Source organism: Salinigranum halophilum, assembly GCF_007004735.1.
In the GTDB taxonomy this organism is placed as follows: Archaea; Halobacteriota; Halobacteria; order Halobacteriales; family Haloferacaceae; genus Salinigranum; species Salinigranum halophilum.
In genome coordinates this window covers 68,110-83,144 of the sequence record NZ_SSNL01000005.1, presented here as the reverse complement: position 1 = coordinate 83,144, position 15,035 = coordinate 68,110, and the positions used below count along the sequence as shown (strand labels likewise).

Sequence of the window (15,035 nt, the reverse complement as noted above, 5' to 3'; positions counted from 1 at the left end):
GGTGACACAACATACATACACGGCTCTCTCCTCAGTACCTCCATGAGTCGCGTCCTGTGGCTCGTCCGGCACGGAGAGCGCCGGGACGAGGTGGACCCCAACTGGGCGGCAGAGGCCGAGCGGCCGCACGACCCTCCGCTGACCGACCACGGACGGTGGCAGGCCGAGCGCCTCGGCGAGCGCCTCCAGGGGCAGGATATCGAGGCCGTCTACGCTTCGCCGTTCGTCCGCGCCACCGAGACTGCCCATCTCGTCGCCCGCACCCTCGACCGTCCCGTGTTCGTCGACCACGGGCTCTCCGAACACCTCAACGCCGACTGGTTCGACGTCGCCCCGTCGGTGTTGACGCCGCGGACACTCGCCGACCGGTTCGACACCGTCGACCCGACCCACTCGTCGGTCCTCCGGCCGAACTACCCCGAGACCGACGAGGAGGCGGCCAGCCGCACGGTACGAGCGGTCCGGCGACTCCTCGCCGACGGCCCCGAGACGAGCCTCTTCGTCGGTCACGGCCTCACCGTCGCCAGCGTCGTGGCCGCCTTCACGGGACGAGAGGAGGTGGACACGCCCGTCGCCGGCATCACGCGGCTCGCCTCGTACCCCTGGGGCTGGGACGTCGACATCCTGGCGGACACGTCGCACCTCGAGACGGCGGCGGACTCGGACGCCGACTTCGACGACGGGGAGGACGGGGCCGACGCTCCCGAGTGAGTGGGTCGTCCCGGACACCCGACTCGTCGAACGATTGCGCACGACTCCGTCGTCGAGCGACAGCACGTGCGCTCGACGTCGTCTTCAGGTCCGACGAGAACCCCGCCGTCCGCCGTCGAGGGAATGGGAGGGAGCGTGTGACATGATCCCTCCACTAGTGTATACTCAGTTGACACCAATAGCTGTTATGTCGGAGGAATGGTTGTTCGAGGGGCGACGACGACGCCCTCTCAGTCGAGCGTCACGTCCGCCAGCGGGACGAGCGCGACGGTCTCGAGGGCGTGGAGTGCGAGCAGGGCGCGCCACACGACCACCTCCAGAGGCTCACAGCCGGCCACGCTCTCGCGGCGGTGTTCGACGGCGACACGTCACCCCGACCATCGGGCACTGACGGCGCGAACGCCCGCACGGGGAACGACCAACAGCGCATCTCAGCCGACGATGAATTGGCTGGCGACTCCTCTCACCTCGGCCATCGTCATCGCCTCGTCGACCCCGTCGGGGAACGGCGACGACACGTTGAGTTCGTTGAGGAAGCCAGCGTGGCGCGCCTCGACGCTGTGGATTCCGATGGCGGCGGCGAAGATGTCGTCGTTCGTCACCGTCGGGGCCGCGCCGGCGTAGGCGGCGACGCCGGTGTTCTCCAGCGCCTGCGCCACGCCGAAGAACTCCGAGGGGGTCTCGTAGCCGAAGTCGTACTCGGCCTCTTCGACCGGCGTCCCGCCCAGTTGCTCCACGACGTCGGTCAGCGCGGTCACGTGAGCGGCCTCGTGCTCGCCGACGGTCGCGAGGTGGTCGGGCACGTTCGCGCGAACCTCCTCGCCGAACACCGACAGCACGTCGGCGCTCACGAGTTCGTCGGCGGCGAACTCGGCGAGGCCGTCGCGGTAGAAGGCGTTCTCGAGGTGCTCGAGCGTGAGTGCGTAGTTCAGAACGTCGAGGTCGCTCACGTCGTCCTCCTGCTTGCGGGCGATGGGCTTCGTGGTCGTCTCGGGTTCCGCTGACAGCCCGCTCGTGTCGCTGGTGACGAACTGCCCGGCGACCTCGAGCACTTCCTGCATCGAACTGGCCTCGTCGACCGCGTTCGGGAAGGGGCTGTCGCCGTTGACGAGGTTGAGGAAGCCGGCGTGACGGGCCTCGACGCTGTGGATTCCCGCGGCGGCCGAGAGCACCTCGGTGCTGTGGACGGCGGGTGCGGCACCGGCGTAGGCGGCGACGCCGGTGTTCTCCAGCGCCTGCGCCACCGCGAGGAACTCCGAGGGGGTCTCGTAGCCGAAGTCGTACTCGGCCTCTTCGACCGGCGTCCCGCCCAGTTGCTCGACGGTGGCCGAGAGCGCCTCGACGTGGGCGGCCTCGTGCTCGCCGACGACCGCCAGATACGCCGGGACGTCCATCCGGACCTGTTCGCCGAAGCCCGAGAGCACGCTCGCGTTCATCAGTTCGTCGTCGGCGAACCCGGCGAGGCCGTCGCGGTAGAAGGCGTTCTCGAGGTGTTCGAGTGTGAGCGCGTAGTTCAGGACAGGCACGTCGGGGTCGACGGCCGGCATCGTCTCGGTCTCGGTCTCCATCTCGGTCTCGGTCGTGGGCTCCTCGGTGGGCATCGGCGTCGACGTCGAGGTCGGCGTGTCGGTCGCGGCCCCGGAGCCGTCCGAGCCCATACAGCCTGCGAGGGCGAGTGCACTGAGCGTCGCGGCCGAGCCGAGGAAGGCGCGGCGGGAGGAACTGGTCGGCGTCGAGTCGTCGCGGTCGGACGCGGTCTTGGGTGACTTCATCGTCGGCGACCTGTGCTCGAACGAAAACACGGATGAAGATACTCCGAACTACGACGGGATTGTGTCCCCGTTGTGACGCGGTTCTCACCCAATTCCGGCCCCGATACCCCCGCTGGTCCCCCGCCACGCGGTCGCCCGTTCGCCGTCGCGCACTTTCACTTTCACCACACTAGGCAGAGCTACAAGCCGGTTTGGCCCCTCGTATCCTCTATGCTCGCCTCGAACGACACCCGTGAGCTCCGAACGCGCCGCCGCATCGAGATTACCGAACTCCCGGCCGACAGCGTCGACGACTACATCCGTCTGCAGGCGCTCGACGCCGTCGAATGCTCGCTGGAGCGACGCGGCGCACGCACCTACCTCGTCGTCGACTCCTGACTCGGCCCGGCGATGCGGTGAAATGGACCGCTGTGTGTCACTTCCGGAAACCGAAACCCATTACTTACCCCGCCGTTCAGTAGAGAGTGAGCCGAGGTAGCCTAGCCTGGCCAAGGCGGTAGATTCGAAATCTACTGTCCATTCGGACACGTGAGTTCAAATCTCACCCTCGGCGCTTCTCCCACCACCACCCGACGAGTGCGTGCTGTGGCGTTCGGCCCCGGACCAGTCTCGAACAACCGGACAGTCGTCCGAACTCGGACGTCGCTGTCAGAAAATCTCAGTGCTGATGCTCGGAGGCGAGCGTATATCACCGCCTTCCGACTCTGGTCGTTCGAACGCCGAACCCATGTCACCGCGCCCGCGCTCCGTCTACGTTCCCCCCGTCGCCGACTCGCCCGTCTTCCATACGACCCCGCGGTGTCGGCACTGTCCTTCCTCACCCCGAACGGTCTCCCGGCCGACCGCTCGGCGGGACGGGTTGCTCGAGTGTGAGGCGTGCTACGAAGAGCGCGCTCGCGGGTGTGACGTCCCGTTCGTGCTGTTGTCCGCCCCGCGTGGCTCGTCGCCCTCACCCCCGTTACGCGGAACGTTCTCCGAGCGGTGACCTTTCGCGGTGCGACACGCGACCGCCCCACTTAGACGTGGTCGACGACGACAGTCGTGCGTCCGTCACCGGTCGTGAGCCGAGCGAACTGCGCCGGGAGGTGTTCGCGGCAGAAGACGGGCGTCTCCTCGTCGACGACGTAGCCCTCGGTCACGTACTCGTTGTCGGTCTCGATGGATATCTCCAGTTCGTGTTCCGGAATCGCGGCGACACCGGCGTTCGGGCACTCGATGCAGCCGTCGAGATGAGCGAACGGCCGCTCGATGAGCGCTCGGCCGAAGACCGTCCGCTCACACTCCGCACAGAATCCGCCGCGGACCGTCTCGTCGTCCAGCGTGACGACCGCGCGATTGTACCTCGTCTCGGACTGGCATCGGATGCAGTGCATAGCTAGGGGTGAATCGAACCTCGTCGGGGAGTTCGAGAAGGCTTCTCACAAGGGTGATAATAAAGCCTCGCCCCTGAAAATCCGATTTGATACTCTGGGAGGGGATTCGCCACACCTCGACGCCGCTCGCACCGGCCTCCGCGGGTCCGCCGGGCGGTCCGCTCGTTCCAGCGACGAAACGCTGATGAGGCGGGTCCGCGTCGAGCGAGTCGACGTTCCAATTCACATGAAAACCTGCGATTCCTGCGGTGACAGAGTCTATCGCGAAGCCCCCACGAACGCCGAGTACGGCCTCGCCGTCGTCGACGGACAGCGGTATCCCGACGAGTGCCCGGGCTGTGGCGGCTCACTGTGAGGCGAGCCAGTCCGTGATCCGCTCGCCTCCGCGCCGGGTCGTCGACGTCGTCTCCTCCGCTTCCTCCTCGTTCGACGCGACCGCGGTGCGCGCGTAGTCGGCGAGCCACGCCTGCTCGACCTCGTCAGCCCGCCCTGCAGCGTCGCTGCCGTCGTCGCTGGAGGTCCTTTCGAGCGGCGTGGCGGGTCGATGAAGCCAGCCGACGAGGTACGCGTCGACGTCGGAGCGGTCGTCCGGGTTCGCGGCGCGAATCCAGACGTGTGCGTCGGCGGCGGCGAGGTCGGCCGCCCACGCTTCGGCCTCGTCTCGCGAGGCGAACCGGTGGGAGACGCCGTGCTGGCAGACGACGCTCCCGACGGCGGCGTTCGACTTCCGTGCCGAGTGTTTCACCTCGACGAGATACTCCGACACACGTGAGCGTACGGCGGCCGCCGACTTTTATACGTCGCTTCGGTAGCCGCCATCCCGGGTGGTGTCTGCTTCGTGCTAGGCAGGACTCAGCGCGGCGGAGCGACCGCCGAGACGAGCATGTACAGCCCGAACGCTGCGACCAGCAGGCCGCCGAACTGGGTCCCGGCCGTCGCGAGGAAGCCGACGTCGTACAGCAGCGGCGCGAGCATGAACCAGCCTCCGAAGACGACCGTCAGGGTCGCGGCTGGCACCGACGGGGTCGACTGCGCTCGGTAGAGGCGGAGGTTCTGTCCGGCGAACACGACACCTAGGAGACCGCTCGTGACGATGCTCCCGACGAACGCCCGGTTCGCGCCGGCGACGAGTGGTGTCGCCACGACGAGGGCGCAACCGAGCAACGCGATGATGGCCGCCGCAGAGAGGAACGGCGTGGAGTGGTTCGATGACACGTCCCGACTGGAGGGCTCGTGAGGGATAAATGACGGTACCCCGCTCGAACGTACGAGCCGCGCGAGTGGAGTCGGTGACGCCGGGCCGCGCGCGCTCCACACGTCGAGCGCCGGTCAGTCGTCGGCCGGGACGTGCTGTGAGTCGGCCGCCAGAAGGCGGTCGAGTGCGTCGACCATCGCCTGGACGCTCGCCCGCGTGATGTCGGCGTCGCTCGCGGCCACGGTGACCGAGCGGTCGCCGCGGGACATCTCGACCTCGACGGTCACCAGCGCGTCCGTCCCGCCGGTGATGGCGTCGACGTGGTACGACTCCAGTTCCGCGTCGGCGCTCGCGGTGAGCGCGGCGCGGACGGCCTCGACGGCGGCGTCGACCGGGCCCGACCCGGTGCCCGAGGCGACGCGCTCTTCGCCGTCGACGAGGAGACGGACGCTCGCGGTCGGCGTCCGCCCGCCGGAGGCGGCCGTGAGGTCGACAAGCTCGACCCGGCGGTCGCGCTCGCGACCCTGGACGTCCTCGGCGATGGTGAGGAGGTCCGCGTCGGTGACGCGCTTGCCGCGGTCGCCGAGCTCTTTCACCCGCTGGACGACCTGCTTGAGTTCGTTCATCGAGACGTCGACGCCGTGTTCGTCGAGCGCGGCGCGGACGCCCGCGCGGCCGGCGTGTTTCCCGAGGACGAGCCGTCGTTCCCGCCCGACCGTCTCGGGCTCGTACGGCTCGTACATCGCGTCGTCCTTCAGCGTGCCGTCGGTGTGGATACCGCTCTCGTGGGTGAAGGCGTTCTGTCCCACCACCGCCTTGTTCGGCGGGAGTTCGACGCCCGTCTTCCGCGAGACGACCTGTGCGAGGTCGTACAGCCCGTCGAGTTTGACGGTGTCGACGCCGTAGACGTGGTGTAAGGCGATGGCGACCTCTTCGAGGGCGACGTTGCCCGCGCGCTCGCCGATGCCGTTGACCGTGCAGTGGACGAGGTCCGCCCCGGCCTTCAGGGAGGCGTAGACGTTCGTCATCCCGAGACCCAGGTCGTCGTGGGTGTGGGTGCTCGTCGGGCCCAGGGCCGAGAGCCGAGAGACCGCCTCGTAGGCGCGTTCGGGCCCCGCGTGGCCGACCGTGTCGGCGAAGCAGATGCGGTCTGCGCCCGCGTCGAGGGCGCTCCCGAGCAACTCTTCGAGGTAGTCGAGGTCGGCCCGCGAACCGTCCTCGCCGATGACCTCGACCCAGAGGCCGTGGTCTTTGGCGTACTCGACCAGTTCCTCGGTCGCGGCGACGTTGTCCTCGTAAGTCGTCCCGACCTTGTCCTCGATGTGGCGCGCGCTCGCGGGGACGACGAGGTTGACGCCGTCGACGTGACAGTCGAGCGCGAGGTCGATGTCCTTCTGGATGCCGCGGCAGAAGGAGGTCACCGTCGCGTCGAGGTCGAGCGAGGCCACCTTGCGGATGGTCTCGCGCTCGCCGGTGCCGGTACAGGCGCTGCCGGCTTCGATGTACTGGACCTCGGCGCGGTCGAGCGCGCGGGCGATGTCGGCCTTCTCGGTCGGCGTGAGCGAGATGCCGGGTGCCTGTTCGCCGTCGCGCAGTGTGGTGTCGAGAAGCTGTACTGTGGTGTCCGAGACGAGGGAGCCGTCGCTACCCTCGAAGAGGTTGGTGTCTGTCAAAATGGGGTCCTGTCGGTCAGTCTCGTCGGGGAATTTCACGGCCAGCCGCCTCGCGGCGACTTCCTCTATCCTCCGTCGGGGTGTGTTCCGACATTGTATACCAAGGGTGACACTCCCGTGACTTAAATGAGTCGGATTCCGGCAGCGCCGTACCCTTCCGTCGGCCGATGTACTCAGTTGTCACCGTCGACGCGGTCCTCGACGATACGAATCCTGTCGCCCACGGCGACGTCGGCCGCCGCACCCGCCGGCAACTCCACCACGCAGTCCGCGCGCCCCCACCCGAGACCGGTCCACGCCCGCAGTCGCTCGACCTTCGTCACCTCGGCCCCGTCGAGCCACACCGCGTCGATGGAGAAGGGCACGAACACCATGTGGAGGCTTCGCGACCCGACGCCGTCGAAGGGGAAGACGAGCGCGTACTCGTCGGGGACCGACCGGCGGAACATCAGCCCACGCGCCTGCGCCAGCCTCGACTCCGCGACCTCGACCCGGGTGGCGAGCGTCCGGGTTACGTCGTCGTGTTCGTGTACCAGTCGCACGTCCGCCCTTCACTCGGCAGTGAAAAAAGTACTCGCGTCCCGGCCGCCCGCACCCGACCGCGTTCTCACTCGGTTGGAACCGGTTCGCCGATTTATGTTTCGTGCTACCAGATGTCGTGATGTGATGCCTCACGACCCCTACGACACCCCGGACGTTCGCACGTTCGAGTGTCTCGACTGCGGCAGGCGAACCGAGGCCGAGACCCAGCCGATTCGCTGTTCGGCCTGTGGCGGCGACGTGCGCGACCTCAGCGTCCCGCGAGAGCAGTGAACGCGGGACGTGGCCGCCGGGACCACGCCCGTCGGGACGGTCCGCACGTCGACTCCCCCACAGTTTCAACTGCACGCACCCCTTCTCTCGTCCATGGAGCGCACGCCCGAGGGGACGCCGGTCGGCGTCGATGACCCCTACGAGGTCGCCGGCCCGTGCGACCACCTGACGAACGACGGCCGGTGCCGGTACGCGCTGGACCGCGCCGGCCACGACCCCGCGTTCGCCACCGACCGTCGGCGGGCCGATTACGAGTGCGTCGCCGCCGCGGAGGGGGCGACCTGGCGCGACTGTCCGCACTACCGCTCGACGACGAAGGCACGCGCCTGCCAGCGCTGTGGGCTCGAAGAGGTCCGACTCGCCCACGAGTCCGCCCGCCCGCTCCTCGAGACGCATCACCTCTCGTACCACGACCGCGGCACGAGCCACGAGATCACCGTGACGCTCTGTCGGTGGTGTCACGCGAAGGTGCACCAGTCGTTCGCCCGCATCGACGACGACGCGGCCCCGACGACGGAAGCGCTCGCCGCCCGCGAAGAGCGTCGGAGCAAAGAACAGGCCGAACTCGGGTTCACCTCCGCGCGGGAACGGGCCGACGCCTCGACCTCCGCGCCGTCCGACGACACGTCGTCCGACGACTGCTGACTCGGCCCGCTCGGCTCCACGGGGCTCCGAGCGGGACCGTCGACCGTCCGTCGGGGGACCTACGCGGCCAGAACGGGCGCGAGTGCCTCGGCGACGAGCGGCTCCCACGTCGGGTTCTGTACCGTGACCCGGCCCGTGACCTCGGGCGCGATGGGTGATTCAGCCCTGATACGGCGGACGATGAGGCTCGCCAGCACCGGGCCGTTGCCCGGCGTGAGCACACGGGTCGCGTCCGTGAGCATCTCGTAGCCGTCACCGCCGCCGGCGACGAAGTTGTTGGTGGCGACGGTGTAGGTCGCCTCGGGGTCGACCGACTCGCCGCCGAGGCTGACCTCGACGATTCGGTTCCCGACCTCGTTGCTCGGGTCGTACGTGAACTGCATCCCCGACACCTGCGGGAACCGCCCCGAGAGGCGTTCGACCTCGCTAACGCCGTTCTCCAGCGCGGCGAGCAGCGTCTCGCCGGTGACCTCGAGCACGGTCAGCTCGTTCCCGAACGGGAGGATGTTCAAGACGTCCCGCTGGGTGAGCGCCCCCGGGCCGTACTGGCTGTCGGTCCGGATGCCGCCGCCGTTCATCAGCGCGACGTCGGCGTCGGTGGCCTCGCGCATCTCGTCCGCGATGTAGTTGCCCATGTTCGACTCCTCGCGGCGGACGACGTTCTCCCGGCAGTCGAGGGCCGTCTCCGTGCGCCCGATCTCCTGACCCACCTCCTCGTCGAGTTGTGCGCGATAGTCCTCGACGAGCTGGGCGACCTCGGCGTTCGGTTCGAGCCCGCGCCCGACCGCCTCGGCCGTGGCGTGCCGCGTGAACTCGTGGGAGACGACCTCGCCCGCTTCGACCTCGAGGTGAAGCTCGGCGAGGTACTGGAACTCGTCACCGATGATCGACACCAGACTGCCGTTGACGACGTTCGGCGTCTCGTACGCCTGTGCGGCGTGGTCGCCGACGTACGCGTCGACGCCATCGACGTTCGGTGCGACCTCGGACTCGACGGCCGGGCTGGCGACGTGAGAGAGCACGACGACGGCGTCGGCACCTTCCTCGCGCATCTGCGGGACGACCTCCTGCAGCGCCGTCGCTGGGTCGGTCACCTCGGCGTGCTCCCCCATCGACGCGATGTTCGGCGCTTCCTCGGTGAGGATTCCGGTCAGTCCGACGGTGACCCCGTCGACTTCGGTGAGCGCGTACCGCTGTGCGCCCTGTTCACTCGCGAACACCTCGCCGGTCCGGCTGTCGAGGCAGTTCGCGCTGAGCCAGGGGAACTCGCTGTTTTCGACCTGCTCGCGGAACGTGTCCGGCCCCATGTCGAAGTCGTGGTTGCCGAACCCGTCGTAGTCGAGTTCGCCGACGTTGAGCGCGTCGACGATGTGTGCGCCGTTGAACACCGACGACAACACCGACGACGCGAGGTCGTCACCGACGCCGACGCGCACTGCGTCTGGATACTCCTCGGTGAGCTGGTCCATCAGCCCGACGTAGTTCGCGATGTTCTCCGCGTCCTCGAGACTGCCGTAACGGCCCTGCAGATGCGTGTCGTGAATGAGCGTGACCGTCCCGCTGACCGACTCCGGTTCGGCGGACTCGGTCGATTCCGGCTCGGGGGAGTCGGTCGACTCCGGCTCGGGGCTCTGTGTCCCCGTCTCGGTCTCGCCGGCGGCCGAGTTGGAGCCCCCGTCGCCACCACAACCGGCCAAACCGACCACGAGACCGGTCGAACCGAGCGTCTTCAACACCTGTCGTCGTGACACCGATCGGACTTGATCGGGCATAGACATCTGTTCCGGTCACGGACGGATATACATTACTGAGAACATCTCGGCGACGGAGACGGGCCGAGTGTTCATACAGATGCATCCGGCGTCTCTCCAGCCGGGGCTCCGAGCGGTTCCCCCGCTCGCGATTGCGATTGCGATTGCGGGACGAACCGGGACCGCGTCGTGAGCACCGCGCCCTGGCTCCTCAGTCGTCGTCGCTCCCGAGACACGGGACGTCGAACTCGAAGCGCGCACCGCCCCGCTCGCTGTCGGTCTGTCGGACCGCCCACCCGTGCGCCTCGGCGATACTCCGGACGATGGCGAGGCCGAACCCCGTCCCGTCCTCGGCGGTGGTGACGCCCGCCTCGAACAGGCGCTCGCTCACCCCCTCGGGGACGCCGGGACCGTCGTCCTCGACGACGAAGCCACACCGCTCCGACAGCGGGCCGACTCGCACCTCGACCGACCGGCCACCCGTCGCGCCGTGTTCGACGCCGTTCCGAAAGAGGTTCTCGAACAGTTGGCGGAGGCGGCTCTCGTCGGCGTCGACCGTCCACTCGTCCACGACGGTGAGCGTCGCCCCCGAGGTGTCGACGGTGTCCCAGGCGGCGCGGGCGACGGCGTCGACGGCGACCGTTTCGACGCGGGCGGGGTCGAGTGTCTGCCCCTCGCGGGCCAGCGTCAGCAGGTCGTCGATGAGTTCCGACGCTCGCTCGAGGCCCGTCTCCGCCTGCTTGAGGTGCGACAGGTCGCCCGTCGCCCGTGCGAGTTCGATGCGTCCGCGGGCCACCGCGAGCGGGCTCCGGAGGTCGTGACTGACGATGGACGCGAACTCCGCCAACTGTTCGTTCTGTCTGGCGAGCGCGCGCTCGCGCTCGTACTGGTCGGTCACGTCGACCTGCGAGCCGAGGAAGTGGACGAGGTCACCCTCGTCGTCGAAGAGCGGGACGATGTCGACGTGGTTCACGAACGGCGTGCCGTCTTTCCGGTAGTTCGTGACGTCGACGGAGACGGATTCGGCGTTTTCGACGGCCTCGCGCATCTGTCGGCTGGCCTCGGCCTCGGTCTCCGGTCCCTTGAGATGTCTGGGGTTCCGCCCGAGCACCTCCTCGGCGTCGTAGCCGGTCATCCGCTCGTATCCCTCGTTGACGTAGATGAGCGGGTTGTCCGGTCTGTTGGGGTCCGTGAGACACAGCCCGATTGCGGCGGCGTCCATCGCGCGCGTCCGGACCAGCAGGTCGCGCTGGCCCGCGACCTCGTCGGTGACGTCGCGCGTCATCGCGAGTCCAGCGACCACCTCGTCGCCGTCGGAAACGGGTACGATGTCCAGTCGGAAGTGTCGGTCGTCGTAGACAAACGCGAGCGAGGCGCGTTCCCCCTCGAACGCGCGCCGATAGGCGTCGGCGTTCGCGTCGAGGAACGCCGGCGAGTGGACCTCCTCGAGCGTCTTTCCGGCGATGTTCTCGTGGTCGAGGTCGACCCGCTCGAACACCTCGCCGCCGACCCACGTGTACCGCAGGTCCCGGTCGAACAGCGCGACGCCGCCGTTCGGAATGTGTTCCACCAGCGTCCGGTAGGCGGCCTCGCGCTCGGCCAGCCCCCTGTCGCCGTCGTCTGCCCGGTTCGCGGCTCGCTGTCGCTCCCTGTCGGCGAGGACGGCGTCGACGAGCCGTTCTCCCAGCGTCCCGAGCGCGTCGGCGGGATGGTGTCGGACGCGTGTCCGGTCCGTCACCGGCGTCGCGCGCGCCGTCAATACGACGACCGGACAGGCGGGCTCGCCGTCGAGCCGTTCGAGCAACGCCCTCGCCCGGCCGGTCGACGTGACGACGACGCAGTCGACCTCCCGCGACAGCGCGCTCGCCTCGTCGACGGAGGCGGTGGTCCGGACAGTCCCGTCGTCGAGTGCGCGTGCGACCGCCGCAGCGGCCTCGGAGCCTTCGTCTCCGAGAACGACCGCGGTGACCCCCTCTGTCATCTGTCACCTAGTCTGATAGACGGCTCCAAAGCCGTATCGGTTGGGTCGACAGAACGTCGTCCACTCGGGCAGTTCGCTGCCCACGCCTCGACATCGGTGCGGACTGCTGCCTCTCGTCCGTCAGCAGTGTGCAGTTTCGGTCGCTGTGGTCGGTATTCCGGCCTCTGCCGTCTCCCGGTATCGCCCCCGAGTCGCACGCTGCCGACCGGTCCGCTCGCGGGGCGGGCGCGAAGGCGTCGGGAAGCCCGGGTTTCGATTCGCTTTTACGCCGCTGCGAACTATCTCGGCGCAATGACCCGTATCGCCGTCGTCGACAACCACGGGCAGTTCACCCATCTCGAACAGCGCGCGCTCCGTGACATCGGTGTCGACGCCGACCTCGTCGACAACGACACCCCGCCCGACGAGGTCGTCGCCGACGTGGACGGCGTCGTCCTCTCGGGCGGCCCGTCGATGGACCGCATCGGCCACTCCCGCGAGTACCTCGACGTCGACGTCCCCGTCTTCGGCATCTGTCTCGGCATGCAACTCATCGCGGACGAACTCGGCGGCACCGTCGGGGGCGGCGACTACGGCGGGTACGCCGACGTCGACGTCGACATCGTCGACCCGGACGACCCGCTCGTCGGGTCGCTCGCGCCTACGACGCGCGTCTGGGCGAGCCACGCCGACGAGGTGAAGGAGGTCCCACCGGGATTCACGCTGACGGCGCGGAGCGACGTCTGTGACGTCGAGGCGATGAGCAACGCCGCCGACGAACTCTACGGCGTGCAGTGGCACCCGGAGGTCGCTCACACCGAACGCGGCGACGAGGTGTTCGAGAACTTCGTCGCTCGCTGTCGACGCTGACAGCGGCGGGCCGCTGCGGTTTCGGTCTACGACACTCTCAGAAAAATCAGGAGTACGAGCGCGTCTGCCGTCCGTCTGACGGCGAAGGAGAGGACTTTACCACTTCGATGGGGTAGAGGGGCACGATGACGGCGACACAGAGCGACCTCGCTGGGCTGTCGCGTTTCATCTTCCGCGCGCCGAGGTGGTACACGAGCCTCGGCTTCGCCCTCCTCATCGCCGCGATGGCCGGCATCGCGGCGTTCGACTCCGGGAGCGCGACCGAGTCGTGGCGACGGGTATTCATCGTCGGACAGGACGCGTGGGAGGGAGTCTTCTACATCGGTATCCCGACGGTCATCGCCTCGGTGGGGACCGCCGGCGTCGACCGCTTCCTCGGCGGGAAGCTCACGCCCAACCGGTCGTCACTCCTGGCGCTCGTCTGCGAGCTCATCCTCGTCGTCGCCCTGACGGCCGCGGCCGTCGTCACCGTCGTCACCCCGCTCGGCCAGACGTTCGTCTTCGACGTGCTCGTAATCGCGCTCTCGTCGATTTTCGCGTTTCGCCTCCTCGTGGTGATGGCGGTGTCGCGGTCGTCGATCCTCGTCGCCGCGGTGCCCGCGAGCATCCAGACCGTCGCCTCCGCGGTCTTGCTGTTCGTCTACAGTGGGACTGTCCGCTTCCTCGAAGTCGGTGGGCCCCTCCTGCAGGCGTATATGATGCCCTACCTCGCTCGCGCGGACCGCGCACCGCCGGAACTGCTCATCGTCGGCCCGAACCACTTCGCGCTGCTCGTCGTCACCTCGTTCATCTACGCGACCGCCGTCTACGTGTTCATCCGTGTCATCGACCGCCCGTGGGAGCGGTCGCTCGGCGTGTCGATGCTCGACTTCCTCCGCGGCTTCATCGGCCACATCGAAGGCTCTCGGGAGTTAGAGGACTTCTTCGAACAGCTCGGTCAGGAGGCCATCGTCCCCGTCACCGTCCTCTCGTTCCGCCGGCTGGACGGCAGCGAGAAGGCGCGCTGGATTCTCCCGATGATTCACCCGGGACCGATGGGCGAAATCGGTGGGGGGAACTTCCCCGAGCGGGTCGCCGCGCGGGCCGAGGGGCTGGCGTTCCCGCCCCACGCGACCGCGGGCCACGACTTCAACCTCGTCACCGAGCGCGAGGTCGACACCATCCTCGACGCGGTCGACCGCGCGTACGAGAAGATCACCTACTCGCTGGAGGCGACTCAGAGCGTTCGCGTGCAGTCCGGCGAGGCGAAGATGCTCGGCCAGGCGTTCGACGATAGTGCCCTCCTGGTCTCCACGTACGCCCCGGGCTTCGCCGACGACGTCGAGTACGCCGTCGGCCTCTCGGCCGCCACCGAGGCGCGCACGGCGGGGCACAAGAACGTCCTCCTCGTCGACGCGCACAACTCCAACAACGGCCTCGACGGCCCCGACCTGGGGCACGTCACCCCCGGCTCGAAGCGCTCGTTCGACATGATCGAGGCGGCCGGCGACGTCGGGCGGCGTCTCGCGACCGCACCGCGGGGAGAACTCCTGCTCGGCACGGCCTGGGACGACACGCCGTGGGGCCCCGTCGACGGTATCGGCCCGCTCGGAATCCGCGTCACGGTCACGGAGGTCGACGGACAGACGACGGCGTACGTCCTCGTCGACGGCAACAACATGGAGCCCGGACTGCGCGACCGGATCATCGACGCGCTCGACGACCGCATCGACGTGAGCGAGGTGATGACCACCGACACCCACATCGTCAACACCGTCGAGGCGGACAACCAGGTCGGTGCCGTCCTCGACCACGACGAACTCGTTGGACTCGTCTCCGACCTCGTCGACGAGGCGCTCGCGGACTGCGAACCCGTCTCCGCAGGGATGGCGACCGAACGGGCCGAGGTCACGGTGTTCGGGAACGACCGGACGGAGACGCTCGCGAGTCACGCAAACGCCGTCGTCTCGCTCGGCGGTGCCCTCGCCGGCGCGGTCATCCTCGCCGCGATGGCGGTCAGCGTGCTCATCTTCTTCCTCACCTGAGGCTCACGCTCGCCACGCGTCGACGACACCGTCGGTGTCAGCGGAGTTCGAGCGTCCGGTGTTCGACGGCCCCGCAGCTCGGACAGAGGTGACGGTAGTCCACGCGGTCGCCCGTCATCCGCGCCTGCCACTCCCCCTCCTCGTCGACGTAGCCGCACTCACCACACCGAAGGTTACGGTCGTACTGCGATTTCAGTCGGTCGAGTGGCGTCGTCCCGCTCGTACGCCAGGCAGACATGTGTTACCAT

16 protein-coding genes and 1 tRNA gene are annotated in these 15,035 nt (G+C 68.4%); 8 read left to right on the top strand and 9 right to left on the bottom strand.

Translation table 11 applies throughout. The annotated features are described in order from the left end of the window. Positions 1–42 precede the first annotated feature (42 nt). The gene (locus E6N53_RS12595; RefSeq protein WP_142859792.1) at positions 43–711 is read left to right on the top strand and encodes a histidine phosphatase family protein; all 669 of its coding nucleotides are present in this window, start codon (positions 43–45) and stop codon (positions 709–711) included. Between the two features lie 431 nt (positions 712–1,142). Here the strand turns inward: E6N53_RS12595 and E6N53_RS12590 are convergent, their stop codons facing one another. Beyond that, positions 1,143–2,483, bottom strand: coding sequence for a ferritin-like domain-containing protein (locus tag E6N53_RS12590; RefSeq protein ID WP_142859789.1), 1,341 nt, complete (start codon positions 2,481–2,483; stop codon positions 1,143–1,145). Between the two features lie 210 nt (positions 2,484–2,693). Between E6N53_RS12590 and E6N53_RS20755 the strand changes: the two genes are divergently transcribed. Continuing rightward, a complete protein-coding gene (locus tag E6N53_RS20755; protein ID WP_161596560.1) occupies positions 2,694–2,861 on the top strand; it encodes a hypothetical protein in 168 nt (55 codons plus the stop codon). Positions 2,862–2,951: 90 nt separating this feature from the next. Then, positions 2,952–3,036, top strand: a tRNA-Ser gene (locus E6N53_RS12585). A 463-nt stretch (positions 3,037–3,499) separates the two neighbouring features. Here the strand turns inward: E6N53_RS12585 and E6N53_RS12580 are convergent. Then, positions 3,500–3,856, bottom strand: a complete 357-nt coding sequence (locus E6N53_RS12580) for a hypothetical protein (RefSeq protein WP_142859787.1) — start codon at positions 3,854–3,856, stop codon at positions 3,500–3,502. On the opposite strand from E6N53_RS12580, the gene E6N53_RS12575 reads away from it, so the two are divergent. Further along, entirely contained in the window at positions 3,846–4,211 is a 366-nt protein-coding gene (locus E6N53_RS12575; RefSeq protein WP_142859784.1) for a hypothetical protein, read from the top strand. The two genes, E6N53_RS12580 and E6N53_RS12575, sit on opposite strands and share 11 nt — an antisense overlap. On the opposite strand, the gene E6N53_RS12570 is transcribed toward E6N53_RS12575, so the two are convergent. From E6N53_RS12570 to E6N53_RS12555, 4 genes are all read right to left on the bottom strand, one after another. Then, the gene (locus tag E6N53_RS12570) at positions 4,203–4,622 is read right to left on the bottom strand and encodes a DUF8081 domain-containing protein (protein WP_142859782.1); all 420 of its coding nucleotides are present in this window, start codon (positions 4,620–4,622) and stop codon (positions 4,203–4,205) included. The genes E6N53_RS12575 and E6N53_RS12570 overlap by 9 nt on opposite strands. Positions 4,623–4,708: 86 nt before the next feature. Beyond that, positions 4,709–5,071, bottom strand: coding sequence for a hypothetical protein (locus E6N53_RS12565; RefSeq protein WP_201740302.1), 363 nt, complete (start codon positions 5,069–5,071; stop codon positions 4,709–4,711). A gap of 114 nt (positions 5,072–5,185) precedes the next feature. Beyond that, positions 5,186–6,724: a (R)-citramalate synthase gene (locus tag E6N53_RS12560; protein ID WP_236642374.1), complete on the bottom strand. Its 1,539-nt coding sequence runs from the start codon at positions 6,722–6,724 to the stop codon at positions 5,186–5,188. Positions 6,725–6,897: 173 nt separating this feature from the next. Next, a complete protein-coding gene (locus E6N53_RS12555) occupies positions 6,898–7,266 on the bottom strand; it encodes a DUF192 domain-containing protein (protein WP_142859778.1) in 369 nt (122 codons plus the stop codon). A gap of 124 nt (positions 7,267–7,390) precedes the next feature. Here E6N53_RS12555 and E6N53_RS12550 point away from each other — a divergent pair, with 124 nt between their 5' ends. Next, positions 7,391–7,537 carry a rubrerythrin-like domain-containing protein gene (locus E6N53_RS12550; RefSeq protein WP_142859776.1) on the top strand — a complete coding sequence of 49 codons (147 nt, stop codon included), beginning with the start codon at positions 7,391–7,393 and terminating at the stop codon, positions 7,535–7,537. A gap of 93 nt (positions 7,538–7,630) precedes the next feature. Further along, complete coding sequence (locus E6N53_RS12545) at positions 7,631–8,182, top strand: DUF7097 family protein (protein ID WP_142859773.1); 552 nt, start codon at positions 7,631–7,633, stop codon at positions 8,180–8,182. A gap of 59 nt (positions 8,183–8,241) precedes the next feature. On the opposite strand, the gene E6N53_RS12540 is transcribed toward E6N53_RS12545, so the two are convergent. Both E6N53_RS12540 and E6N53_RS12535 read right to left on the bottom strand, forming a co-directional pair. Beyond that, complete coding sequence (locus E6N53_RS12540; protein WP_161596559.1) at positions 8,242–9,954, bottom strand: bifunctional metallophosphatase/5'-nucleotidase; 1,713 nt, start codon at positions 9,952–9,954, stop codon at positions 8,242–8,244. A 190-nt stretch (positions 9,955–10,144) separates the two neighbouring features. Then, a complete protein-coding gene (locus tag E6N53_RS12535; RefSeq protein WP_142859771.1) occupies positions 10,145–11,914 on the bottom strand; it encodes a receiver/sensor box histidine kinase in 1,770 nt (589 codons plus the stop codon). A gap of 291 nt (positions 11,915–12,205) precedes the next feature. Here E6N53_RS12535 and E6N53_RS12530 point away from each other — a divergent pair, with 291 nt between their 5' ends. Continuing rightward, positions 12,206–12,763 (top strand): GMP synthase subunit A, encoded by a 558-nt coding sequence (locus E6N53_RS12530; RefSeq protein ID WP_142859769.1) that lies wholly within the window; start codon positions 12,206–12,208, stop codon positions 12,761–12,763. A gap of 125 nt (positions 12,764–12,888) precedes the next feature. Next, entirely contained in the window at positions 12,889–14,787 is a 1,899-nt protein-coding gene (locus E6N53_RS12525) for a DUF2070 family protein (RefSeq protein WP_142859767.1), read from the top strand. Positions 14,788–14,824: 37 nt separating this feature from the next. On the opposite strand, the gene E6N53_RS12520 is transcribed toward E6N53_RS12525, so the two are convergent. Further along, positions 14,825–15,025, bottom strand: a complete 201-nt coding sequence (locus tag E6N53_RS12520) for an HVO_0649 family zinc finger protein (protein ID WP_136603445.1) — start codon at positions 15,023–15,025, stop codon at positions 14,825–14,827. Between the last annotated feature and the right edge of the window lie 10 nt (positions 15,026–15,035).

Bases quoted from the DNA above. Each gene is read 5' to 3' on its own strand.
- E6N53_RS12550 (WP_142859776.1), top strand. From the start codon at position 7,391: ATGCCTCACGACCCCTACGACACCCCGGACGTTCGCACGTTCGAGTGT.
- E6N53_RS12520 (WP_136603445.1), bottom strand. From the start codon at position 15,025: ATGTCTGCCTGGCGTACGAGCGGGACGACGCCACTCGACCGACTGAAA.
- E6N53_RS12535 (WP_142859771.1), bottom strand. From the start codon at position 11,914: ATGACAGAGGGGGTCACCGCGGTCGTTCTCGGAGACGAAGGCTCCGAG.
- E6N53_RS12590 (WP_142859789.1), bottom strand. From the start codon at position 2,483: ATGAAGTCACCCAAGACCGCGTCCGACCGCGACGACTCGACGCCGACC.
- E6N53_RS12525 (WP_142859767.1), top strand. From the start codon at position 12,889: ATGACGGCGACACAGAGCGACCTCGCTGGGCTGTCGCGTTTCATCTTC.
- E6N53_RS12575 (WP_142859784.1), top strand. From the start codon at position 3,846: ATGCAGTGCATAGCTAGGGGTGAATCGAACCTCGTCGGGGAGTTCGAG.
- E6N53_RS12595 (WP_142859792.1), top strand. From the start codon at position 43: ATGAGTCGCGTCCTGTGGCTCGTCCGGCACGGAGAGCGCCGGGACGAG.
- E6N53_RS12580 (WP_142859787.1), bottom strand. From the start codon at position 3,856: ATGCACTGCATCCGATGCCAGTCCGAGACGAGGTACAATCGCGCGGTC.
- E6N53_RS12540 (WP_161596559.1), bottom strand. From the start codon at position 9,954: ATGCCCGATCAAGTCCGATCGGTGTCACGACGACAGGTGTTGAAGACG.
- E6N53_RS12545 (WP_142859773.1), top strand. From the start codon at position 7,631: ATGGAGCGCACGCCCGAGGGGACGCCGGTCGGCGTCGATGACCCCTAC.
- E6N53_RS12530 (WP_142859769.1), top strand. From the start codon at position 12,206: ATGACCCGTATCGCCGTCGTCGACAACCACGGGCAGTTCACCCATCTC.
- E6N53_RS20755 (WP_161596560.1), top strand. From the start codon at position 2,694: ATGCTCGCCTCGAACGACACCCGTGAGCTCCGAACGCGCCGCCGCATC.